This window comes from Paraburkholderia sp. BL6669N2, from assembly GCF_003387275.1.
Classification (GTDB): Bacteria; Pseudomonadota; Gammaproteobacteria; order Burkholderiales; family Burkholderiaceae; genus Paraburkholderia.
Genome location: NZ_QUNA01000002.1, coordinates 1,341,702 through 1,364,431, shown reverse-complemented (window position 1 = coordinate 1,364,431; position 22,730 = coordinate 1,341,702). Strand labels below are relative to the sequence as shown.

At 61.6% G+C, this 22,730-nt stretch carries 16 protein-coding genes and 1 pseudogene; 11 read left to right on the top strand and 6 right to left on the bottom strand.

Annotation, left to right across the window (positions count from 1 at the left end):
* Window positions 1-358: 358 nt before the first annotated feature.
* Window positions 359-1,114 carry a DeoR/GlpR family DNA-binding transcription regulator gene (locus tag B0G80_RS28665; RefSeq protein ID WP_116121375.1) on the bottom strand — a complete coding sequence of 252 codons (756 nt, stop codon included), beginning with the start codon at window positions 1,112-1,114 and terminating at the stop codon, window positions 359-361.
* A 122-nt stretch (window positions 1,115-1,236) separates the two neighbouring features.
* On the opposite strand from B0G80_RS28665, the gene B0G80_RS28660 reads away from it, so the two are divergent.
* On the top strand, window positions 1,237-1,824 hold the full coding sequence (locus B0G80_RS28660) for an NUDIX domain-containing protein (RefSeq protein WP_116121374.1): 588 nt from the start codon (window positions 1,237-1,239) through the stop codon (window positions 1,822-1,824).
* A 223-nt stretch (window positions 1,825-2,047) separates the two neighbouring features.
* A complete protein-coding gene (locus B0G80_RS28655) occupies window positions 2,048-2,377 on the top strand; it encodes a hypothetical protein (protein WP_106280770.1) in 330 nt (109 codons plus the stop codon).
* 133 nt (window positions 2,378-2,510) lie between these two features.
* On the opposite strand, the gene B0G80_RS28650 is transcribed toward B0G80_RS28655, so the two are convergent.
* Complete coding sequence (locus tag B0G80_RS28650) at window positions 2,511-3,512, bottom strand: aldo/keto reductase (RefSeq protein ID WP_116121373.1); 1,002 nt, start codon at window positions 3,510-3,512, stop codon at window positions 2,511-2,513.
* On the opposite strand from B0G80_RS28650, the gene B0G80_RS46115 reads away from it, so the two are divergent.
* Together B0G80_RS46115 and B0G80_RS28640 are read left to right on the top strand one after the other, a co-directional pair.
* Window positions 3,512-3,700: a hypothetical protein gene (locus tag B0G80_RS46115; RefSeq protein WP_116121372.1), complete on the top strand. Its 189-nt coding sequence runs from the start codon at window positions 3,512-3,514 to the stop codon at window positions 3,698-3,700. The genes B0G80_RS28650 and B0G80_RS46115 overlap by 1 nt on opposite strands.
* A 63-nt stretch (window positions 3,701-3,763) precedes the next feature.
* On the top strand, window positions 3,764-4,687 hold the full coding sequence (locus B0G80_RS28640; protein WP_116121371.1) for a LysR family transcriptional regulator: 924 nt from the start codon (window positions 3,764-3,766) through the stop codon (window positions 4,685-4,687).
* 2 nt (window positions 4,688-4,689) lie between these two features.
* Here B0G80_RS28640 and B0G80_RS28635 read toward each other — a convergent pair whose 3' ends face one another.
* Entirely contained in the window at window positions 4,690-5,850 is a 1,161-nt protein-coding gene (locus B0G80_RS28635; RefSeq protein ID WP_116123744.1) for a porin, read from the bottom strand.
* Between the two features lie 531 nt (window positions 5,851-6,381).
* On the opposite strand from B0G80_RS28635, the gene B0G80_RS28630 reads away from it, so the two are divergent.
* Together B0G80_RS28630 and B0G80_RS28625 are read left to right on the top strand one after the other, a co-directional pair.
* Window positions 6,382-7,491: an OpgC domain-containing protein gene (locus B0G80_RS28630; protein ID WP_116121370.1), complete on the top strand. Its 1,110-nt coding sequence runs from the start codon at window positions 6,382-6,384 to the stop codon at window positions 7,489-7,491.
* A gap of 174 nt (window positions 7,492-7,665) precedes the next feature.
* Entirely contained in the window at window positions 7,666-8,571 is a 906-nt protein-coding gene (locus B0G80_RS28625; protein ID WP_116121369.1) for an alpha/beta hydrolase family protein, read from the top strand.
* An 11-nt stretch (window positions 8,572-8,582) separates the two neighbouring features.
* Here B0G80_RS28625 and B0G80_RS28620 read toward each other — a convergent pair whose 3' ends face one another.
* Complete coding sequence (locus tag B0G80_RS28620; protein WP_116121368.1) at window positions 8,583-9,665, bottom strand: AI-2E family transporter; 1,083 nt, start codon at window positions 9,663-9,665, stop codon at window positions 8,583-8,585.
* Between the two features lie 376 nt (window positions 9,666-10,041).
* On the opposite strand from B0G80_RS28620, the gene B0G80_RS28615 reads away from it, so the two are divergent.
* The 4 genes from B0G80_RS28615 to B0G80_RS28600 all read left to right on the top strand — a co-directional run bounded on the left by B0G80_RS28615 (window position 10,042) and on the right by B0G80_RS28600 (window position 18,110).
* A complete protein-coding gene (locus B0G80_RS28615; RefSeq protein WP_012426819.1) occupies window positions 10,042-10,323 on the top strand; it encodes a DUF3331 domain-containing protein in 282 nt (93 codons plus the stop codon).
* A 273-nt stretch (window positions 10,324-10,596) separates the two neighbouring features.
* Window positions 10,597-13,182 carry an adenosylcobalamin-dependent ribonucleoside-diphosphate reductase gene (locus B0G80_RS28610; protein ID WP_116121367.1) on the top strand — a complete coding sequence of 862 codons (2,586 nt, stop codon included), beginning with the start codon at window positions 10,597-10,599 and terminating at the stop codon, window positions 13,180-13,182.
* An 862-nt stretch (window positions 13,183-14,044) separates the two neighbouring features.
* On the top strand, window positions 14,045-15,928 hold the full coding sequence (locus B0G80_RS28605) for a methyl-accepting chemotaxis protein (protein ID WP_309568793.1): 1,884 nt from the start codon (window positions 14,045-14,047) through the stop codon (window positions 15,926-15,928).
* A gap of 310 nt (window positions 15,929-16,238) precedes the next feature.
* Complete coding sequence (locus B0G80_RS28600; protein WP_309568792.1) at window positions 16,239-18,110, top strand: thiamine pyrophosphate-binding protein; 1,872 nt, start codon at window positions 16,239-16,241, stop codon at window positions 18,108-18,110.
* Window positions 18,111-18,117: 7 nt separating this feature from the next.
* Here B0G80_RS28600 and B0G80_RS28595 read toward each other — a convergent pair.
* Both B0G80_RS28595 and B0G80_RS28590 read right to left on the bottom strand, forming a co-directional pair.
* A pseudogene (locus tag B0G80_RS28595) lies at window positions 18,118-18,643 on the bottom strand (chemotaxis protein); the annotation flags it as partial.
* Window positions 18,644-18,690: 47 nt separating this feature from the next.
* Entirely contained in the window at window positions 18,691-19,992 is a 1,302-nt protein-coding gene (locus tag B0G80_RS28590) for a sensor domain-containing diguanylate cyclase (RefSeq protein ID WP_116121365.1), read from the bottom strand.
* Window positions 19,993-20,592: 600 nt separating this feature from the next.
* On the opposite strand from B0G80_RS28590, the gene B0G80_RS28585 reads away from it, so the two are divergent.
* Window positions 20,593-22,548 carry a phosphatase PAP2 family protein gene (locus B0G80_RS28585; protein WP_181920087.1) on the top strand — a complete coding sequence of 652 codons (1,956 nt, stop codon included), beginning with the start codon at window positions 20,593-20,595 and terminating at the stop codon, window positions 22,546-22,548.
* Window positions 22,549-22,730: the final 182 nt, after the last annotated feature.

The following is a 22,730-nucleotide window of genomic DNA, read 5'->3' as shown; positions in this document are numbered from 1 at the left end:
CGCAAGCGAGCGTCTGTGTGCGTGCTGGCACACACGACGAACTTGCGCTGGACGGCTATCACCACGAGGGAGGTATTCGAACAGCGGACGCTATCTAACGCCCGGGCGTACCGGCGACCTGCGACGACCGTCACTTCGGTCGCGCCGCAGTCGATCTGATTGACCTTGAACTACCGTGAGTTGCCTTTCCTTGCCCCACAGAGGGCAAGGGGCCGGATTATCGCGTTAATTCGCCGCAGCGTGCGTCAAATTTTGTGCACTATCTCGCAAATAACGGATCTGGTATGAAGCGCCATATTCACGGGATTACAGCGGTTTTTGGCGCTTTGTTCTTTGGCTTTTTAATCAGTATGTCGAACTATGCGCGCACGATGCTGATGCCCAAGGCCTCGAACGGCGAGGTCAACGCCTCTTCCGTGTTCCTCTCGACGACGATCGCACTGGCCGCCGTGACATCCGCGATCTTGTACGCCGAGGCCGCGTTGAGTTTTTCCGCCGAGGCCAGCACCACCGTCTCCGCGGCATGTTCCGCGAACGCGCGTTTCACATAGGCCTCTTCCCTATCGCCGGTGCTCAGGCCCGCTTGCGGATGCACGCCGGTCACGCCCATGAAATACAGGTCCGCGCGAATGTGGCTGAGCGCTTCGATGGCCGCAGCGCCGACGTTGACCATCGAATGCCGGAACAGGCGGCCGCCGATCATGACGACCTCGAGCTCGGCATGCTCCGCGAGTTCGACGGCAACGCTCGGGCTATGCGTGACGATCGTCGCCCGCAAGTCACGCGGCAGATGGCGTGCCAGTTGCACGGCCGTCGTGCCACCGTCGACGAACGCAATCTGGCCGTGCGCGATCATGCCCGCCGCCGCCCGGCCGATCGCCGCCTTCGACGCCGATTCGATCCGCTCGCGCCCGGCAAAATCCACCGCCGCCGGCGACGCCGGCAGTGCGCCGCCATGCACGCGCTGAAGCTGGCCTTCGGCGGCGAGTTCGCGCAGATCGCGGCGAATCGTGTCCTCGGAGACTTCGAATTCAGCGCTCAAGCTTTTAGCGATCACTTGCCCATTGCGCTTGAGCGCGTCGAGTATCAGCTGCTTTCTTTGCGATGTGAGCATGGCGGTGGCCCTCGGCCGATTTCGCGGGATTGCACGAAATTACTTGTTTTTGCACGATATCGCACGATACCATGATTCGCATGCGGAGAGAACCGCGTTTCCCACTGGACAGGATGCGAGCCATGAACGAAACCGCCGAACGGGTCAGGATTGTCGACGTCGAGGTGCTGTCGGACGACTGGTACGTGCTGAAAAAAACCACCTTCGACTACCGGCGCGCCGACGGCAGTTGGCAGCGCCAGAGCCGCGAAACCTACGACCGCGGCAACGGTGCGACGCTGCTGCTCTACGAACCGCACCGGCGCACGGTCGTGCTGACGCGGCAGTTCCGGCTGCCGGCGTTCGTCAACGGTCATCACGGCATGCTGATCGAGACGCCGGCCGGGCTGCTGGAGACCGCGTCGCCGGAAGAGCGGATTCGCGCGGAAGTCGAGGAAGAAACCGGCTACCGCGTGCACGACGTCCGCAAGGTCTTCGAGGCCTTCATGAGTCCGGGTTCGGTCACGGAGAAGCTGCACTTTTTCGTCGCTGAATACGATGCAGTGGCGAAAGTCGGCGCGGGCGGCGGCCTCGCCGACGAAGGCGAAGATATCGAGGTGCTGGAACTGCCGGTGGAGGATGCGCTGGCGATGATCGAGCGCGGCGAGATCGTCGACGGAAAAACCATCATGCTGTTGCAGTACGCCAAGCTGAATCTCTTCGGCAACTAACTCAAAACGTGGCGAGTTTCCGTACTTTTCGGACTGATCTTAAGCGCCATTAGGAAAAGGACGATAGGTTGGACAAGGCAATAAAAATATTCTTGCGTATCCCGTTGAGGTCGACCGGCGCCGCAGTCAAGGCGGCGCCGGTTTATCGAATGGAAACCCTTTCCGTCAGAATATTTTCGATGCGCCGCTTTTTGTCAAGGCGGCGCACACAGCCGAGGTTCAAATGGATTCTCTCAGTTCAGCAAGCCGATTCATGAGCGGTTTTTTCTTCGGCACCCTGATTGCCGCCGTCGTCATGGTGCTCCTGTGCAATGCCGGCGAATTTTCGCCGTTCATGGCCAAACTGCATGCGCTGGAACAGGTTATCCTGACCGCGCTGATTTCCATCGTCATCGTCGATGCAAAGCCATTGGCCTATAAAACCGTGTGGCGCGAGCGCCGCTGCAGCTTCGTCCTGGATGAAGACATCAACGCCACGCTTCGCGGCCGGACCTTCGGCATTCCGTTCGGCGTGATCGTCGGCATTCTGTTTCAGAATTACGTGATGAATTGAGCGTTAATCCGGTTTAAAAATACCGCTCGATATTCACCGCATTCAATTCGCGCGCCTTGATAATCCGTTATCCAAGGCGCGCGATTCGTTTTATCTCTTCCTTTTTCCCACCGCGGGCTGATCGATTAGCCGATCAATGCCCGCTGCGTTCGCTGTCCAGATGCGCCATCTGCACTGCGTTGTAGCGCGAGCCCGCCACGGCTTCAGGCGGAATCGCCGCTTCGATGCGCGCCAGTTCGTCGGCGCCCAGTTTCAAGCCGGTGGCGGCCAGCGCATCCGTCAACTGGCCGCGGCGGCGCGCGCCGACCAGCGGCACGATGTCGTCGCCGCGTGACAGCGCCCACGCGATTGCCAGTTGCGCCGGATTGGTGCCGCGCGCGTCGGCGATCCCGCGCAACGTTTCGACCAGCGCCAGATTGCGCTCGAGGTTCTCACCCTGAAAGCGCGGGCTCACGCTGCGAAAATCCTTCTGCGTGCCACGCTCTTTCGACCACGCGCCGCTCAGCAAACCACGCGACAACACGCCGTACGCCGTGATGCCGATGCCGAGTTCACGGCACACCGGCAAGATTTCGGCCTCGATGCCACGCGACATCAGCGAATATTCGATCTGCAGATCGGCAATCGGCGCGACGGCCCGCGCCCGGCGCAGCGTGTGCGCGCCGACTTCCGACAAGCCGATCTGGCGCACGTAGCCTTCCTTCACCAGATCGGCGATGGCGCCGACGGTCTCCTCGACCGGCACCGCCGGGTCGAGTCGCGCGGGACGGTAAATGTCGATATAGTCGGTGCCGAGCCGCCGCAGCGTGTACGCGAGAAAATTGCGCACCGCCACCGGCCGCGCGTCGAAGCCGATCCAGCCGCCGGCCGGATCACGCATTCCGCCGAATTTCACGCTGACCACCACGTTCTCGCGCTGACGTCCTTGCAGCGCGTCGCGGATCAGCATTTCGTTGTGGCCCATGCCGTAGAAGTCGCCCGTGTCGAGCAGCGTGATGCCGGCGTCGAGCGCCGCGTGAATCGTGGCGATGCCTTCGTCGCGGTCGGCCGGACCGTACAGATCGGACATGCCCATGCAGCCGAGGCCGATGGCGGAAACTCGCGGGCCTTGCCGGCCCAGTTGACGTGTATTCATTGCGTGCCTTCCCGAAGTCGTTTGATCGCGTTGAAGATGACGGCGAACCGGCGTGCCTGAAGGTGCGCTTGCAGCCGCGCCTCAAGCCGCGTTTACAGGCGGGTTCGCCAACTCTGAACGGCATTCTGCGCCTGGCCCGCCTAGCGATAAAGGCGCGCCGCTCGATCAGATTGGTCGAAAACGGTTAACAATCGGCACAATGGAAAGCCACCGAACCCGGCCCGAGCGGGCTCAGACGGAGAGCATCGTCGATGGATCACTTGCAGGCCATGAAAATCTTCGCGCGCGTCGCGCAACTCGGCAGCTTCACCAAGGCCGCCGAGCAGATGCAACTGCCGCGCCCCACCGTGAGCAACGCGATCCAATACCTGGAAAGTCATCTGCGCGTGCGGCTGCTTCAGCGCACCACGCGGCGCGTCGCGCTCACGCCCGAAGGCGCCGCCTATCACGAGCGCTGCGTCCAGGTGCTAGCCGATATCGACGACGCCGAGGCGCTCTTCGCCGATGTCGCCGCCGGCCCGCGCGGCGTGATCCGCGTCGACTTGCCGGAGCGGCTGGCGCTGCACGTGGTGATTCCCGCGCTGCCGGACTTCTTCGCGCGCTATCCGGACATTCGCGTCGTGCTGAGCGCGACCGACCGCATGATCGATCTGATCGAGGACGGCGTCGATTGCGCGGTGCGGGTCGGCAGCATGAGCGACACGACGCTGGTCGCACGGCGCATCGGCGAGTTCGAGCAGTTCAATTGCGCGTCACGCGGCTACATCGAGAGACATGGTCTGCCGCGTACGCCCGCCGATCTGGACGAGCATGTCGCGGTCGGTTTTTTCTCCAGCCGCAGCGGGCGCGATCTCGACTGGGAATATCTGGAACAAGGCGAACTGAAGACGGTGGCAATGCGCAGCGCCGTCTCGGTCAACAGCGCGCATGCCTATATCGGCTGTTGCCTCGCCGGACTCGGCATGATTCAGGGGCCGGTCGGCAGCGTGGATGCGCTGCTGTTCGAGAGCGGCGAGCTCGTCGAAGTGCTGAAGGACTGGAGAGCACCGCCGCTGCCGGTGTCGGTGGTGTTTCCCCATGGCCGGCATCTGGCGCCGCGCGTGCGGATTTTCGTCGACTGGGTGGCGGAGTTGATCGGCTCCAGGACGCCCGCGCGATACGGTCAGGTAAGGTGAGATCAGAACTTATGCCGGATCGCCGCGCGCACCACGACCTGCTTCGAGGTCGATGACGGCGATTGCGTGCCGACGTTGAAGGCATCGTCCAGAATCGAATAGGTCGTGTCGCCGGTCACCTGCTGATACTGGCCCTGGATGTAGACATCGGTGCGTTTGGACAGGTTGTAATCCGCCATCAAACCCAACGAGTGAATTTTCGGCTTCACGCCGCCGGTCGAGGCGTCGTAGGTTTCCATCGTGTACACGTACTGCGCGCCGACGAACAGCATCGGCGAAATCTGATACTTGCCGTTCACCTCGAAGTTCTGATACTTCAGCGAGTTCAGCAATACGCCCGGCGGCACGAGCGGCGTCACGCCGAGATAGCCGTTGCCGGTCGGGTCCAGATAGTTCGAGTTGGTGTAGACGAAGCCGGCCGTCGCCGGCCCGAACGTGTAGGTGATGCCGCCGCCGAACACGCGCATGCGGGCGGCGATGAAACTGGCGTCGTTCGTCGTGATCGCACCGTTCGCGCCATTGCCGGGATTGTCGGCCTGCAGATAGGCCGCGGCCACCAGCAGGCCGCCATACGTATACTGGCCGCCGAAACTGTACGCGCGATTGTTAGCGAAGTTCGTGTCGTTACTGAAGCTATACACGCCGCCGAACTGGAAGCCGGACAGCGACGGACTCGTGTACTTGACCGAGTTGTCGAGCCTGAACGAGTTGTCCGTATTGTCGTTGTCGTACGGGTGCGAGAAGAGCGAGCCGGCCCAGTTGCCATTCGCCGTGGTCTGGGCCAGATAGTCGACCACCGAATCGTACTGGCGGCCGAACGTCAACGTGCCGAACCGGTTCTCGCTCAAGCCGACGAAGGCCTGGCGGCCGAACATGCGGCCGCCCTGATTGAGCCGCCCGGAACTCACGTCGAAACCGTTTTCCAGCTGGAAGATCGCCTTCAGGCCGCCGCCCAGGTCCTCGGCGCCTTTCAGCCCCCAGCGGCTGCCTTGCGCAAAGCCGCTCGCCAGTTCATAGACATGGCCGCGGCCGACATTGTTGGTGTAGTTGATGCCTTCGTCGAGCACGCCATACAGCGTGACGCTCGTCTGCGCCAGGGCGGGCGCGGCGAAAGCGGCGGACATGGCGGTGGAGACAGCTAGCGCGAACACTTGCTTGTTCATGACGACGATCTCCCTGCACTCGAGCAATGGGACAACTCGATCCGGCCGCTTGTTCTTTGCGCCTCACAAGGTACTGCACCAACCTTGACGCGCTTTACAGAAATCCTCACACGCCGTTAGGCCGCCGTCCATTGGGTGTCGTGTCGATATCTAAAAACGTTGCAAAATCTCCACTTGGTGCGGCGGGCCCTGTTGTCGCGGCGCTCATTGAGGTAAACGGCGCAACGCCACACGGACTTGACACCGGCGGCGCGCCCGCACCGCGCGGGCCGCCTTGCCCTGTCTCAAGCCGATTTGTCACGAAAAGAAATATAATCGCGAACTTCTTGCGGCGGCGCAGCGGAACTCCGCGCCGCCACCCGGGTCACTTTTATCGCCTCCTGCAACCGTGCCGCGTCCGGCCGGTTGGAAAGCGGCGACGCGGGTCGCGTATCCGCCGCAGCATCCCAATCCAATTTCTAAAAGCCTTGTGAGACGCCTGCCGCGCTGAACCAGCGCGCCGTCGCACGGGGTTTGCTTTTGGCGAACACAATGCAAAAGTCGCAATCCCGCCTGATCGAACTCGATTTTTTTCGGGGGCTGGTCCTTCTGATCATCGTCGTCGACCACATCGGCGGCAGCATTCTGTCGCGCGTCACGCTGCACGCCTACGCACTATGCGATGCCGCTGAGGTGTTCGTGTTCCTCGGCGGCTTTGCGACCGCCACGGCCTACGCGGCGCTGGCCGAACGGCGCAACGAAACGATCGCGCGCAGCCGCTTCCTGCGGCGCTCGCTGGAAATCTACCGCGCATTCCTCGTCACCGCGGCGCTGATGCTGCTGGTCAGCGCCGCGCTCAGCGCGTTCAGCATCGACGGGCCGAATCTCGCCACCACGGATCTCGACGATCTGATGGACACGCCGCTCGCGGCGCTCGGCGACATCCTGCTGTTCCGTCGCCAGCCGTATCTGGCTTCGGTGCTGCCCATGTACGCGTTCTTCGCGCTGCTGGTGCCGATGATCCTGCCGCTCGCGCGCAGCAAGCCGTGGCTGCTGCTGGCCGGCAGCGTCGCGTTGTGGGCCGGCGCGCCGGCCATCGACGCCTACCTGCCCGCCGCGCCGGACATGCATTGGGATTTCAATCCGTTCGCGTGGCAATTGCTGTTCGTGCTCGGCGTGCTGGCGCGTTGCCAACCGGTTTATCAACGCGTGAGCGCACACCGTCTGAGCTGGCTCGTCAGCCTGCTGGCGTTCGCCGTGGTCGCGGCCGCCGCTTACTACAAGCTGTTTATCGAGCACGAGCCGCTCGATGCCAGCCTCAAGCAAAACCTCTCCTATCTGCGGGCTGTCAATTTTCTCGCCGTCGCTTGGCTCGTCGCCAATCTGATTCAGCTCGGCTGGGCAAGAAAGCTCGCGCAATGGGTCCCGTGGGTCGGCGTGATCGGCCGCAAAGGGTTACTGTGCTTTATCGCCGGCGCAGTGATCTCGCTGGTGGTCGATTCGGTGCTGTACGCGGCGACGGACGGCTATCTGAACTATCCGCTCGGACTGCTCGCGGATGCAATCGCGATCGGCGCGCTGTTCGCGGTGGCGCTGGGCGCGGAGCCGCTCAAGCGTCTGGCCGGCCGGTTGTATGGCGGGCGGCTGCGCACATCGCCCTGAGCGATATGCATGCGGAATGGCGCGGGCTCACCGCCTGCCGGTCTCGGGCCATTCTCCGCCACTCACTCATGTTCCATGCAACCGTCCGCTGAGTTCGCTCGCGGTCAAAATGTTCCGCCGATCCTGATAGCATGACGGCCGCGCCCGACCTGCGCGGCGGCCTCCTACTCTGACATGCGTCTATTCCTACGTTCCGCCCTCGTTGCGCTCTGCGCAGCCTCGATCAGCGCGCCGGTGCTCGCCAGCACCGTGATCAGCCGCAGCTTCCATTCCGACGCGCTCGGCCGCGACTGGGCCTACACGATCTACCTGCCGACCGGCTATCGCCATGACGCCGTCCGCCTGCCCGTGCTGTATCTCCTGCACGGCAATAACGGCGACGCCAACGACTGGATCACGCAAGGCCATCTGCAGAGCACGGCCGACGCGTTGATCGAGCATAAGGACATGCCGCCCGTCGTGATCGTGATGCCGCAAGGCGGCACGGACTGGTACGTCGATCGCAAGGAGAAGATGGAGACCGCGTTCTTCGACGATCTGCTGCCCGAGATCGAGGCGCGCTATGCGGTCTCGACGCAACGCGGGGCACGGATGATCGGCGGTGTCTCCATGGGCGGCTTCGGCGCGCTGCGTTATGCGATGACGCAACCCGAGCGCTTCTGCGGCGCGCTGCTGCTGAGCCCCGCGATCTATCCAAACGAGCCGCCGCGCGCGTCGGCCGCGCGCCGCGTCGGTGTGTTCGGCGAGCGCGAATTCGACGCGCGCATCTGGCACGAACTCAACTATCCGGCGCAGTGGGAGCGCTACATGAGCCGCCCGTACCGTCTGCCGATGTTCATCGCCGCCGGCGACGACGACCTCGCGATCCAGGCCGATGCGTCGTCGCTGTATACGCACCTGCGGCTGGCGGGCAATCCGGCGGCGCTGCGCATAATCGACGGCGGTCATACGTGGGACGTCTGGAGCGCGCTGCTGCCCGCCGCGCTCAAATACACGCTCGGTTGCGTGAAGTCGCAGCCGCAACAACCGCAACCGCAGCAGCAACCGCCGCTGGATCATCCCTCAAACCAGCGGCCGTAAAACGCGTGCAACTATCTCACGAGGTCGGTCCACAACACCATCAGCACGGTCATTAGCGCGGGACCGATGAAGATGCCGAGCAGGCCGAACGTTTCCGCTCCGCCGAGTATGCCGAACAGCACGAGCAGGAACGGCAAACGCGTCGAGTTGCCGATCAGTACCGGCCGCACGAAGTGCTCGGCGATGAACACCACGACCGAACCGAACACGGCGAGGCCGACACCCGCCGCGACCGAGCCTTGCGAGGCCAGCCACAAGGCCGCGAGACCGAAGGTGAGCGGCGCGCAGAACGGCAGCATCGCGGCGACTGCGGTGAGGAGCGCGAGCAGCGCGACATGCGGCAAGCCCGTCACGAAATAGGCGACGCCCAGCAACGCGCCCTCGCCGAGTCCGACCACGACCAGTCCCGACACCGTCCCGCGCACCGCCGTGGCCATGCGTAGCAGAAGCTGCGCGCCGTCTTCGCCAAAGCCACGCCGCATGCCTTTGAGCAGCGAGCCGGACAGGCGCGGTCCCGCCTGAAAAATCACGAACAGCGTGATCAGCATGAAACCGAACACTGCCACGGCATGCGCCGCGCGCGCGCCGAAGTGCCGGCCGAGCGTCATCACGGTGGTGCTATGTAGCCCTTTCATGGCCGCCGATCCGCGCAGCGGCTGAGCGAGATTGGCCTGCCACCACGCGGCAGCCTGCTGCGCGCCGAACGGCAGATGCTGGATGAAATCGGGCAATGGGATGCCATTTTCCTGCGCGTCTTTGAACCACTCGCTCATGTCATGCGCTTCGCGCAGTGCCTGGGCAATGCCGATGCCCACCGGCAGCACGACCAGCAACGCGATCGCCAGCGTCAACACGGCCGCGATCAGCGTCGTGCGGCCGGTGAACCAGCGGTTGCGCTCGACCCTGCGCAACAGCGGCCACAGCGCGATCGCAAGCACGGCGGCCCATGCCACCACCGCGATGAAGTCGCGCACGACCCACAACGCCAGCAAGACCAGGCCGATGTACAGCACGAGCGAGGCCGCGTTCTGCTTCTTCAGGCAGTCCGGCACCTCAGGCGGTTCAGGCGGTGCGACAGGCGGGCGTGAATTCATGTGAGCTCTTATGGTTTTTCGAAGGCGCCCCCCTCGGGGGACTTCCTTCGGCGTGTGCGCGCGAGCCGACCGGAAAAATGCAAAACCGCTACACTGCCATTGCCCGGTCGCTCATCAATAACCACATCTTAAAGGAAGCACTGGCGCCCCTTGCAGGCGGTACGCTTGTCTCACTACGTACAACACTGCGTTGCAAAAATCCGTCCTATCGTAAATTCAGCATAACAATGGCCCGCGAAGGCCCGTCTTTTCGGGATAGCGCGAATGTCAAATTTTATTGTTGCTGTTTGAAGAACAGTGTTTCAACCGCCGCACAATGGCTATCCGGCGCGCGCGGGACTACATTCGGCACACCACACATACGGAGCCGACGACGATGACCTTAGAGTCCATCCCCCTTGACGGTACCCATGGCGTCCGCATCGAAATTCTCGAGCGCTCGGACACGACGCTCGTGATTCGCTGGGTCGAGCCGGGAAAATGTCATTACGGCGAGCAGCGGTGGCGGCGCAGGTCGGCACATACGTCCGGAACGTGTGCAGTATCGCGCCGCAAGATTCGCCGCGGCGACGCCGTGTTCAAGCCGGCCGAACGGCCGGCGCCGCTGAATGCTTCCGCCATGATCTGCGCTGAACTGCTGGAGTGCGTCGAGGCGTAACGCATCAATCCCTGCCGGCATCGCGTGCGCGCTCTGCCAATGCGCCTGACGCGCCCGATTTGCCCGGCGGACCAACCCACATAGCGGCACGCGCATCGCGCGTAACCCGCTTCGCGCCGTGGGTAAAACACCCTCCGATTGCGGCCCCTCGCCACGTGCGTTAAGGTGGATGTCGTTGCGCCAGGTCACCTGCCCGCTCCACGCGCGGCGCTAGCGTGACCCGCACTCCACCTACCGCGCCGTGCCCCGTGCGGCGCCGATTGAGGGCATACCATGGCCGAAGACTCGCCGGAAACCCGCACGCGAATCGCGCCACCCGCGCCCCTCGCACCTCCCGCTCCGCTCGTCGCACCGCAACAATTCTCTCTGGACGTCCTGCTCGAAAAGTACGCGAAAGGCGACGAGCAATCCGCCGACGATGTATTCAAGCGCGTCGCGCGCGGCGTCGCCGAGGCCGAGCCCGAAGCGCTGCGCGAATCGGTCGAGGCGCTCTTCGTCGACAACCTGCGGCACGGCGCGCTCGGCGCCGGCCGCATCATGAGCGCGGCGGGCACCGGCATTGCGGCCACGCTGATCAATTGCTTCGTGCAACCTGTGGGCGACGCGATCCAGGGCGTCGACGAACAAGGCCTGCCCGGCATTTACGTCGCGTTGCTGCAAGCGGCCGAAACCATGCGCCGCGGCGGCGGAGTCGGCTACAACTTCTCGGCGATCCGTCCCAAAGGCGCGCGCGTTCACACCACCAGTTCGTCGGCGTCCGGTCCGTGCAGTTATATGGACGTGTTCGATGCGTCGTGCCGCACCGTCGAGAGCGCCGGTTCGCGGCGCGGCGCGCAAATGGCCGTGCTCGACTGCGACCACCCCGACCTGCTGGAATTCATCGAGGCCAAGCATTCGAAAGGGCGTTGGAACAACTTCAACGTCTCGGTCGGCGTGACCGATGAGTTCATGCGCGCCGTCGAGGAAGACCAGCCCTGGCAACTCGTGCATCGCGCCGAACCCTCGCCCGCCCAGCGCGCGGCCGACGACGTGCGGCAACGCGAAGACGGCCTGTGGGTCTACAGCGAACGCCCGGCGCGCGCGATCTGGGATCGCATCATGCGCTCCACTTACGACGTCGCGGAACCCGGCATCGTGTTCATCTCGCGCATGAACGATGACAACAATCTGCGCGCCGTCGAAACCATCCGCGCCACCAATCCGTGCGGAGAGCAACCACTGCCGGCGTACGGCTGCTGCAATCTCGGGCCGCTGAACCTCACGCGCTTCGTGATCGACCCGTTCGCGCAGATGAAAGGCCGCAAGCCTTCGTTCGACTGGGACGGCCTCGCCAGACGCACGCGCACGCAGGTGCGCTTTCTCGACAACGTGCTCGACGTCACGCTGTGGCCGCTGCAGCAGCAATACGACGAGTCGCGCGCCAAGCGGCGCATCGGCGTGGGATTTACCGGCCTCGGCGATACGCTTGTCATGCTCGGCTTGCGCTACAACTCGCAGGAAGGCCGCGACTTCGCCGTGCGCATCGCGCAAGTGATGCGTGACGAGGCGTATCGCGCGTCCGTGGACCTGGCGCGCGAGCGCGGCGCGTTTCCGCTTTTCGATGCGGCGCGTTATCTGGAGACCGGCACGTTCGCCTCGCGCTTGCCTGAGGACATCAAAGAGGCCATCCGTCGCGATGGCATTCGCAACAGCCATCTGCTCTCCATCGCGCCGACCGGCACGGTGAGCCTCGCCTTCGCGGACAACGCGTCGAACGGCATCGAGCCGGCCTTCTCGTGGACCTACACGCGCATGAAGGTGATGGCCGACGGCGGGCGCGAATCCTTCGATGTCGAAGACTACGCGTATCGGCTTTATCGCGAGCTAGGCGGCGACACGAACAAGCTGCCGGATTATTTCGTCAGCGCGCTGGAGATGTCCGCACGCGACCATCTCGACATGATGGCGGCTGTGCAGCCGTATGTGGACACGTCGATCTCGAAGACGGTAAACGTGCCCGCCGACTATCCGTTCGAAGCGTTCGAAAGCCTCTACTTCGATGCGTGGAAAAACGGCCTCAAGGGTCTCGCCACCTATCGTCCGAACGAAACGCTCGGCGCGGTTCTGAGCGTGAGCCCCCCGCAAGCCGACGACACGCTGACCGAGAGCGATCTCGATCCGCTGCGTATCGCGATCGATCATCGGCCCAAGGGCGAATTGCCTGCGATCATCGAGAAGGTCGAATATCTGACGCAGGCGGGTAAGAAGTCGCTTTACGTGGCAGTGTCGTTTATCGAAGTCACCGGGCGGCTGGGTGGTGAAGACGTCACCATCGAACGGCCTATCGAGTTCTTCATTCCGACGGGTCAGCGCGACGAATCACAGCAATGGATCACGGCGACGATGCGCTCGCTGTCGCTGGCGGCGCGCGGCGGTTTCGTCGCACGCAATCTGCAGGACATGCGCAAGGTTTCGTGGGATCGCGGGCAAGTGCGGCTCGGCGACGTGCAGCGCCTCGACGGACATCGCGCGCCACGCTGGCACGATTCGGAAGTGGCCGCCCTCGCCTTCGCGATCCAGCAGATTCTGCATCGGCGCGGCTTTCTCGATGCCGAAGGTAACCAGGTGCCCTCGCGCATGCTGGCGCGTTTGCCGCGCGGACAGATGCGGGCTGAGACGGCATTGCCGGCGGATTTCGGCATTCGTCCGCATCCTGTTGAGACTGATGCCGACGCTCTCGCGTTGACGCAGCCCGGCGGCGCGCAAGGCCTGCATACGATGCTCGGGCGCAAGTGCGGGTCGTGCGGGGCGAATGCGGTGATTCGCAAGGATGGGTGTGACTTTTGCACCGCGTGTGGCGAAGTGGGTGCGTGCGGGTAGAGACGGCGCGAGGTGCTGTCGGTTAAGAACTGTTCGTCGCGATTCGATCGCTTACGGCAACTCGTTTGCAAGCGGCTCTCCGACCGCTACCTCGTGTTTGCATCGCTTCCCTATAAAGAAGCAGCGTCTGCGTGGGCACCAAAAGCCGGAGCACGAAACCACGCGCGCTCGAGCGTCGTTGACAACGTGCACCGGAGCGGATGGCAACCGCTGTTCGTGCAGGTCAAGAAGCTGGTGATAGGCAAGCAGTCCTTCGCCTCAAGGTAGAGCGCTTGTTCGAGTGCGCCGTATCCGGCTTCCTGAAAAGTACCAGGCCTGCGACTTCTGCGCGGGCCGTTGATTTCCGGTGTCTGTCATGCAGAAAGCTGTCGACGACAGCTCGTCGATAAGTAAATAAACTTAGTCATCCAAAGCGAATAAACCCGGACATCCGGCCAAATCGGACTGACGCTGCAACGCATGAAAATCGACAGTTTTGTTTTCAAACTGTCACAGCGATACGCATAGGAGCCATCCATGCATCTTCCCCAAAAACCTGTGTGCCTCGCACTTCTTTCCGCCTTCTCCGCAGGATGTTCTGTCGTGGCGCCGGAAAGGGATTCGGCAAATAAGCTCATCGGGGAAAAATATCCCGGAGGCCTATAAGCGGTTTGGAAAGCCCTTCTTGCCATAGATCGAAACGACCCAACGCCTTGCCCGATATCCGACCGCGACCACGCACCCCACACGCTGGACGACGCACCACTTGATAGCCCGCGTTCAGTCGCACGGGCCGTCGCTCCTTGCTTCGCCCCGAAACATTACAAACAGATAACTCGAAAGGCCGACGGAAAAGAAAATTTACGCGTAAACGTGAATTTGTATGAAGAATAAATTCATGCTGCCGTTAACTCCCTACATGAACCACATGTCGCACACGCTGCCCACCCACCTCACCTTGGGAAGGACGGCCGGACGATCTTCACCTGTTCAGGTTTCTTTCACGTCGACGAAGCTAGCTATGAATATTGGCAATATGAAACTGGGCACCAAACTGATCAGCGCCTTCATCCTGGTATCGGTGATCAGCGCTATCGTCAGCGTGATCGGTGTTCGCAGCATGGGCCAGATTAACGCGAACGCGGATATGAGCTATCGATTGGATCTCGTGGGGCTTAACCGGATCCAGCAAGCGAATGCCGATGTGCTGCGAGCCGGCACATATCTACGCAACGCCATTCTGGCCGCCACTGCCGAGCAGCGGACTGCCTCTATTGCTCAGGCCGAAAAAGCTTTGACCTCGGCGCGCGAACACCTCAATCAAGCCGAACCCCTCGTCTATACCGAGAAAGGCAAAGCCACGTTTGCCGAGCTCGATCAAAGCTGGCACGACTACATAGAGGCTTTCAATGAAATGAAAGGCCGGATCAGCGCTGCGGGGCTGCAGGATCACGCTGCGCTGACTTCCTATCTGTTGGGCGAATACCACGAGAAGGGATTCAAGACGCTAGTCCTGATGGGCACGCTCGTCGATGTGAAACAGGCCGATGCACAAACGACGGCCGGATCGAACGATCAGGTGTACGAGGAAGGCCGCAATCTGATGTTGGTTCTGGTGGCGTTGTCGATGTTGATCGGTGCGGGAATCGGCGTCTGGATGGCGCGCAGTTTGACACGGCAGTTGGGAGGCGAGCCGGCGACAGCCGCCAATCTGGCAAAAAGCGTCGCAGCCGGCGATCTCAGCGTAAGCATCGATCTACGGCGCGGCGACATGAACAGCCTGATGGCATCGCTGAAGGCGATGCGTGACGCGCTATCGCGCGTCGTGGCAGAGGTCCGCGAAAGCGCCGAAGGGGTGGCCACGGCGAGCGCGCAGATTGCGCAGGGGAACCTGGATCTGTCGAGCCGCACCGAGGAGCAGGCAGCATCGCTCGAAGAAACCGCTTCGAGCATCGAAGAACTGACCGCCGCAGTCCGTCACAACACGGACAACGCGAAGCAGGCGGCAACGCTCGCCGGCACCGCCTCCGGCATCGCGCAGCAAGGCGGCGAGGTCGTCGGGCGGGTGGTCGATACGATGCGCGAGATCTCCGGCAGTTCGGCCAAAATGTCCGAGATCATCGGCGTGATCGAGGGTATTGCATTCCAGACCAATATCCTTGCGCTCAACGCAGCGGTCGAGGCGGCTCGCGCCGGCGAACAGGGACGTGGATTTGCAGTCGTGGCCGGAGAAGTCCGCGCGCTCGCGCAGCGCAGTGCTAGCGCGGCAAAGGAAATCAAGGACTTGATTGCCGATTCGGTCAGCCGGTTCGAGGTGGGCTCGACCCTTGTCGAACAGGCGGGCGGCACGATCAATGAGATCGTCGCATCCGTGAAACGCGTCACCGACATCGTCGGTGAAATCTCCTCGGCGTCGCAAGAACAGAGCACCGGCATCGAACAGGTCAACCAGGCGGTCAACCAGATGGATCAGGTTACCCAGCAGAATGCCGCGCTTGTGGAAGAAGCTTCGGCGGCAGCCCAGGCGATGGCACAGCAGGCGAAGGATCTGCGCGCAGCGGTCGCCTTCTTCAAGGTCGACGATAGGCAAGTCTCTCTGTCATCAGCGAATGCGCCCTCAAAGGAAACACAGCGCGCGCCGTCGAAGATTCATACGTCATCCCCCGCGAGATTGACGAAACCCGCAGCGATGCCACGCCTTGCAGCCGGCGGCAGCACCGAAGTCGCGACCAACACCGCCCAGGCTGCCGACTGGCAGACATTCTGAACAGGTCAGCGCATGGTTGCACGACAAGCGGTGGTTGAACACACCGCAGCTCGCGAATCACACGCGCGGTAGCGTGGATAACGTCTGGTCGCTCCGGCTTTGCCATTGAGGCAATGCACGCGAGCGACGTGGCAGCACAGGAAGAGTACTCACGGATGGAGACACGGGGCCGCTGCAAGCGGGCTCGATGAAACAGCACGAGACGCGACTGCAGCCGCCGTGCAGCGCGTTCAAGCCGTCTCGCTGTCTCCAGATGCCGGTACGCCCGGCTTGATCGCGTTGCTTTTTCGAGGCCACACGCGGTGACCGTATGAGGGATAGTGAGATCCGATTAAAGGTTTTTGCTCGGATCGTACTCAAGAATATGGAATCACGCGCCCCACTAAACGTATCGAAATCGGTCGTGAAGTCGTTGGAAGCCGCGAAAATCGACCACGTATTCCTGGTGCCGGGGAAGATGATTTATCCCCTGCTGGATGCAATCGACAAGTCGCCGTCGATCCGCGGAATTGTTTGCGCACATGAGACCAGCAGTGCTTTCATGGCTGACGGTTATGCGCGGGCCAGCCGGAAGTTCGGTGTCTGCGTTGGCATCTCCGGACCAGGCACCATGAATTTCGTGCCCGGCATGGCGGCCGCCCATGCAGACCGGATTCCTATGCTCTACATTGCCGGCGGTGTCTCGTCGCGAGCGGAAGGCAAAGGCGCGTTCCAGGACGCTACGCTGAGCGGCATTTTCGAAAGCGGCGTCGTAAAGAGTCTGGTGGAAAATGTGGTCGAGCTGAAGAACAAGGACAATCTTCAAGCCGAAATGCGGCGCGCGATGGATGGGCTCAACTGGATGCGTCGAGCGCAGTCTTTCGTCAGCATTCCTGTCGACGTTCAGCAGCAGGAAGCTCTGCCCGGTCAGGAAGTATCGCGACAAGCTTACGACCATGGCGAGTTCAATGCATCCGAGGTCCCCGCAAACCATGCAGCATTGCACGCCTTATGCGACCAGTATTTGCTCACATCGAAGCGAGTCGCGTTTCTGATCGGCAGCCGCGGCAATGATCCGGAAACTGCAAAGGCCTTACTCGACGTGGCCGAGAAATTTTGCATTCCTGTTGCGACCACGCTATCGGGGAAAGGCGCGTTTCCTGAGGATCATGTCCTTTCGCTCGGCGTGTACGGATTCGCGGGCCACTCGCGGGCCGTTCGCGTCATCAACTCGGACGAACTCGATGTCCTCGTCGTATTCGGCAGCGACCTGAACCAGCGCGACAGCATGAACTGGACAGAGAAGCTGCCTGCCGGGAAAGAGTTGATCATCTTCGACGACAGCTTTGATGCGCCCGCCATGGGGCATGTCGCGCGCGGTAGCGTGTTCTCCGGGATTCGTGCCACATTCCGCCTGCTTTCAAAGACGTTCGCTGACTGGGGCGCCGACTTTCACACCGTTCTGGAACGAAGAAAAGCATGGACCGTCGAGGTCAACCAGACCCCTCTGTACGACGATAAGTTCGAACAACCCGGCGCGTGGGACATGGATGGCGATGAATCGCTTTACACGGGAGACGTCGTCAAGCAACTGTGCCGACTAATGCCGGAGGACGCAAACGTTGTGGTTGATTCCGGCGCCCACCGGATATTCATGGCTCATTACTGGCTTTCGTCGGGCATTGGCAACTACTTTTCCTCCAGTTCGCTCGCGCCGATGGGTTGGGCAATCGCCGCCGGGATCGGCATCAAGCTTGCAGCCCCGGAACAACCATGCGTCGTAGTGACTGGAGACGGGTGCATGCTGATGCACGGCATGGAGATCCAGACCGCAGCCCGATACGACGTCAAGATGCTTTACATCGTGTTGAATAATTCGGCGCATGGCGCAGTCCATATCGATGCGATCAGTAAAGGCTCCATTCCGGAGCGGTTCACCAGGCTGCCGAGCCATAATTGGGCGGCGTTTGCGGCTTCGCTCGGCGTCGCCGCGCGCAGGGTCGAGCGCATTCAGGATCTGGCTGATGCGCTGAGCGAGGCGTCCCGGCTTAACGGTCCGTTCCTGATTGAAGTGATGACCGGGGTTTTTCCCGCACCGAACCGGTACTACGCGGAAAGCGCGCTCAGTGCCTCACCGGCTGAATCCGCACGTACGGCCTCACAACGCGGTCACGCCGCTGTCGTTCGGCACGTACAAGCTTGACTGCCGCTCAAACCCTGAAGACAGCGACCGCATCGCGCAGCGTGGATGCCTGCCCGGCCATTGCCTGAGCGGCGGCCGACGCCTCCTCGACAAGGGCCGCGTTCTGTTGCGTCACGGCGTCCATCTGTCCCACCGCAACATTGACCTGTTCGATGCCCGTGCCCTGCTCGTCGGAGGCGGAGGCAATTTCCCCCATGATGAATGTTCATCTGGAACGCGATCCCCTCGATGACGGCAATGATTTCAGCGACCTTGCCGGATCTCTCCGAAATCGCGCCCATCGATTCGATGACTTCGCCGACGACTTTCCCACCGAGCACCGCGACATCGCAAGCGTTAACCGCCCGCGAATTCGCCTGCTTCGCATTTTCCGTATTCTGACGTACGGTTGCGGTCAACTCCTCCATACTTGCCGCGGTCTCCTGAAGTGACGCAGCCTGTTCTTCCGTTCGCTGCGACAAGTCCAGATTGCCCTGAGCGATTTCTCCCGCCGAGGTTCCGATTGCTTCCGCCGAGGACTGGTTCTCGGAGACGAATACTCCTGAGTTGCTGCCGCATCACTGCCGGTCCATGCCGGCGTCTATCCAATCTCGACGCGATTGCGGCCGGATTGCTTTGCCCGATAGAGCGCCCGGTCCGCGCGCTTCATTAACGCGTCAACATCGACCTCGCCGGCTTCACGAGTGGCCACGCCGATGCTGACGGTAAATGGAATCGGCTCAGAATGCCACGCGTGCTCGAAATCCTGCCGTTCGTAGCGCCGCCGCAGTTCATTCGCGAGCGCATAGGCAAGATGTGTATCCGCACCAGGCAAGGCCGCGACAAACTCCTCACCTCCCCAGCGGGCGAATAGACCCGGCCCATCCGCCATTGACGTTCCGACCTTGGCGAGCACGCGTAAGACCTCATCACCGGCATCGTGTCCACGGCGATCGTTGATCTCCTTAAAAAAATCAACGTCAAGAATGAACACAGATAAACCATCGCTCGTAGCAAGTACTCTCTCCACGAACTCCAGAAATTCACGGCGATTCGGCAGACCCGTTAGCACGTCGGTCTTAGCCTGCGCTTTTAGCAGCGTCATTAGCCGGGCGCGGTCGCTGATGTCCCGGACGACCGCCATGAATTCGGTCGCGCCGTTCCTCTCAATCTTGGAGACTGCGATTTCGACGGGTATTATCGATCCGTCGCGATGCTGCCCGTACACACTGTTGCTTTGATCCATACGCGGCGGGGTCGCCTGCCGCTGCACGGGCTGGTACGAGTCCGCGAACTGCTGAACCTTCCGTGGGTGGTGCGTGCGAAACCTTTCGGGCAAGAGAGTTACGACTGGTCTGCCAAGCACCTCGGCAGACGAAAAGCCAAAAAGATTCTCGGCCGCGCGATTAAATAGTGTGATGTTGTGCTGTTCGTCCATCGTGACAATAGCGTCGTAAGCCAGATCGACCAAAGCACGATAACGCGAAGCATCAACTTCCGGCTCCTGCGGCCGATCGATCTTTGCAGTCATGTCGAAACCGGTAACGAGCACCTCGCGCGCGCTGGAGCCGTCGCCGTGCCTGATCGGTTTGAGCGAAAAGCGCCACCATTGGCTGCCCTCGCGAAAGTCATGAGTTTGCTCGGGCTCCGGCGGCCGCCCGGACGCAAAACACGCGAATAGTTTCTTGCGGAACCCGCGCGGCGCGGAACTTGCAAGCAGTGCATCGAATGCAACGGGGAAAATCTGCAGACCCGCGTCCGCTCTCCCCGTTAACTGAAAGAATCGGTCGTTGCATGCAGTGACGATGAGTTCCCGGCTTTCATCGAGCGCTATCATGGCAACGCATATGGCATTCTCATCGATCACCTGGCTTGGCTCCTTGGACCAATCTGAGGGCTCCATTTTGCAGCGGTCTTAATTACTGACAGTTTTGCGCCACGGGACATAATTGTCGCACAGCGGGAATACGGGGATTTGAGTTCCCTTTCCAAACATCTGGCGCTCACGGGAGAGCGTAAAACCCCGAATCATCAATGTCCTGAAATCGGCCCCAGCGACTCACGTCGTAGACAAGAATCAATGTGGAGCATTGCGCCGGGTCGGTCGCATCGGTAAGCAAGCGAGTTAGCGCGGGCGAGCACGCGGCGTGAGCCCGCTGATCCTCTGGCCGCTTTCCAGTGAAGAGTTTGAAGAGCGGACTGGCGCAGCCCGACCTTCAGGAGTCCCTCGCCAGGATCTGGCGAATGGCCGCTGTTTTATGTCCATTTCGGATTTTCCCCGTCTTGGATAACACCTGCTCCAAAGCTATATCGCTTTGAAGATCGCTGCGTCAGGGCTTCGCTTGAACGGAGAGAACACACAACGATTCCAGATAACCGCAACCGCAACCCATGCTCGTGCGCGTTCTGAAAACATCAAACCTTTCTGAATGTCATCGGGGCTTCACTTAGATCGCTCAAGATCCGTCCCCATTGACTCTTTTGCCACCGACTCAGGAAGCCTATGTTGTTTCGATTCCCCCGCCCCCGCTCGCTATCCAGTTTCATTGCCCTATGCACCCTGCTGACGCTGAGTGCCTGCGGGAGCGGTGATGACGTCCAAAGTAATGCGGCCGTCGTGCCCGCCCCGCCGGCAGATCCAGGCTTTGTGGACAGTGCGTCCATCCCTCCTGTACCTGCATTCGTCGACAATGCCGCCTCCAACCAGCGAAACGATGCCCACTTCGCGACACTCGATACAAATGCCGGCGTACGCGTTGTCGCTCGCTTCCTCGACCTGTGGCAGCCGTCGACCATGATTGTCGACGCGGGCGCGTCGGCACCGGCCGTCGATGGATTCCCGGCCGTGGTCGCTTCGACGTGTTCAGGCCTCGTTAGCTCGGGCACGCCTTGCGGCACGATCCTCAATGCCGCCGTGTTGGGCCAGAACACGCAGTTCGTCGTCAACGAAACAGTCTCCCGCACACAGGCGCAGGCCGATGCGGCTTATTTCGACGACCGCCGCAACAAGGGATACAGCGTGACCGACGGCTTGGGGCCATTGACCAGCGCATGGCTAGGCAGCACGCAGCAAACCACGACGATCACCTCCATCCCGGCCAACGCTACCACGACGCTGTACAGCGACGCAGGCAACAACACGGGCGTTGGCCGTCCGACCAACACGACTTTTGGCACCGTGGTGGACTTTGTCAATGCCATGAGCACCAACGGTTCGACGGAACCCGCCAAGCGCTTTTATAAATACGCCAGACCGTTCCGGTGGAGCAGTTCCGTGGTGGTCGATCCCACGCTGGTACCGGCCGAAAGCACCACGCCCGCGACAGACGGTGGCTTCATTAGCGGCCATACCGCCGAAGCAATGCGTGACTCGATGGCCATGGCTTACGTAGTTCCGCAGCGCTTCCAGGAAATGATGAGCCGCGCAATGGAATTAGGAGAAAACCGAATCATCGCGGGCATGCATTCGCCGCTCGACGTAATCGGTGGCCGCATGCAGGGCCTGGCCGTAGTGGCGGCCAACCTCTACAACCCGGCGAATGCGTCCTTGAAAACCTCGGCATATGCGCAGGCCCAAAGTGCATTGATGTCCCAGACGAACACGACGAGTGCCACGCTCTCTACCTTCGCGCATTCGGGCACAATCTCAACGGACCGCTTTGCCGACTACGCGACCAATCAGTCCAATTACTTGCGTCGCATGACTTTTGGCTTTTCGCAAATCGAGGCGACCGATGCCGCGCCGGTCGTTCCGAAGGGTGCAGAAACGCTGCTTGAAACTCGTTTCCCCTATCTCAGCGCAGATCAGCGCCGGGTCGTGCTGAAGACGACCGAACTCCCGTCCGGCTACCCGGTCATGGACGATGCGGAAGGCTGGGGGCGTTTGAACATGTTCGCAGCGGCGGATGGCTACGGCGCATTCAACGGCAACGTCATCGTGTCCATGGACGCCACCCAAGGCGGCTTCAACGCAGCCGATACGTGGCGCAATCCGATCTCAGGAGCCGGCAAGCTGACCGTGCAGGGCAGCGGAACGCTCAAGCTGGCTGGCGCCAACACCTTCTCCGGCGGCTCACAGGTCAGCGGCGGTACGCTCGAAGCGGATTCGACGACCGCGTTCGGCACCGGGGACGTCTACCTTGGCGCGGGCACCGTGGTCATCAATGCGCCTGGTGTCGTGTCCGTGGTCGGCAAATACACGCAACTTGCGAATACGACGCTGGAACTCGATATCGGCGCGAATGGGCAAGGCTCGATGAAGGTGGGCGCTCAGACTACGGTTGTTGGGGGAACGCTGCATGTGAAGTTCGTCAACGGCTTCACACCTAAGGTCGGCGATACGATCAACCTAATCAGCGGCAATGGTTCGAACGTGAAGTTTTCGACTATTGCTGTTGACGGCTTCACCGTCACGCCTATCTATACATCGACTGGCGTTCAGGTCCATCTCGATTCCTAACTGAAGTGCTGGTCCGTGAGCGGCCGCTCTGCATGTCGCTCACGTCCTTGCGGACGATCCTCTTGTTTCCCCGTTGTATGGTGCACAAAAGGCGGGGAAACAACGCCGCTATCGGCTTGAATTTTTTCGGCCTCGTCTTCTGGGGCGGGCACGGCGGAACGCTGGTTCCGTGCGACTGTTTC

Excerpts from the sequence above, each read along its gene's own strand:
- B0G80_RS28630 (WP_116121370.1), top strand. The coding sequence starts at position 6,382 with ATGCAAAAGTCGCAATCCCGCCTGATCGAACTCGATTTTTTTCGGGGG.
- B0G80_RS28625 (WP_116121369.1), top strand. The coding sequence starts at position 7,666 with ATGCGTCTATTCCTACGTTCCGCCCTCGTTGCGCTCTGCGCAGCCTCG.
- B0G80_RS28655 (WP_106280770.1), top strand. The coding sequence starts at position 2,048 with ATGGATTCTCTCAGTTCAGCAAGCCGATTCATGAGCGGTTTTTTCTTC.
- B0G80_RS28600 (WP_309568792.1), top strand. The coding sequence starts at position 16,239 with ATGAGGGATAGTGAGATCCGATTAAAGGTTTTTGCTCGGATCGTACTC.
- B0G80_RS28660 (WP_116121374.1), top strand. The coding sequence starts at position 1,237 with ATGAACGAAACCGCCGAACGGGTCAGGATTGTCGACGTCGAGGTGCTG.
- B0G80_RS28615 (WP_012426819.1), top strand. The coding sequence starts at position 10,042 with ATGACCTTAGAGTCCATCCCCCTTGACGGTACCCATGGCGTCCGCATC.
- B0G80_RS28620 (WP_116121368.1), bottom strand. The coding sequence starts at position 9,665 with ATGAATTCACGCCCGCCTGTCGCACCGCCTGAACCGCCTGAGGTGCCG.
- B0G80_RS28650 (WP_116121373.1), bottom strand. The coding sequence starts at position 3,512 with ATGAATACACGTCAACTGGGCCGGCAAGGCCCGCGAGTTTCCGCCATC.
- B0G80_RS28640 (WP_116121371.1), top strand. The coding sequence starts at position 3,764 with ATGGATCACTTGCAGGCCATGAAAATCTTCGCGCGCGTCGCGCAACTC.
- B0G80_RS28610 (WP_116121367.1), top strand. The coding sequence starts at position 10,597 with ATGGCCGAAGACTCGCCGGAAACCCGCACGCGAATCGCGCCACCCGCG.
- B0G80_RS28605 (WP_309568793.1), top strand. The coding sequence starts at position 14,045 with ATGAAGAATAAATTCATGCTGCCGTTAACTCCCTACATGAACCACATG.
- B0G80_RS28635 (WP_116123744.1), bottom strand. The coding sequence starts at position 5,850 with ATGAACAAGCAAGTGTTCGCGCTAGCTGTCTCCACCGCCATGTCCGCC.
- B0G80_RS28590 (WP_116121365.1), bottom strand. The coding sequence starts at position 19,992 with ATGGAGCCCTCAGATTGGTCCAAGGAGCCAAGCCAGGTGATCGATGAG.
- B0G80_RS28665 (WP_116121375.1), bottom strand. The coding sequence starts at position 1,114 with ATGCTCACATCGCAAAGAAAGCAGCTGATACTCGACGCGCTCAAGCGC.
- B0G80_RS28585 (WP_181920087.1), top strand. The coding sequence starts at position 20,593 with ATGTTGTTTCGATTCCCCCGCCCCCGCTCGCTATCCAGTTTCATTGCC.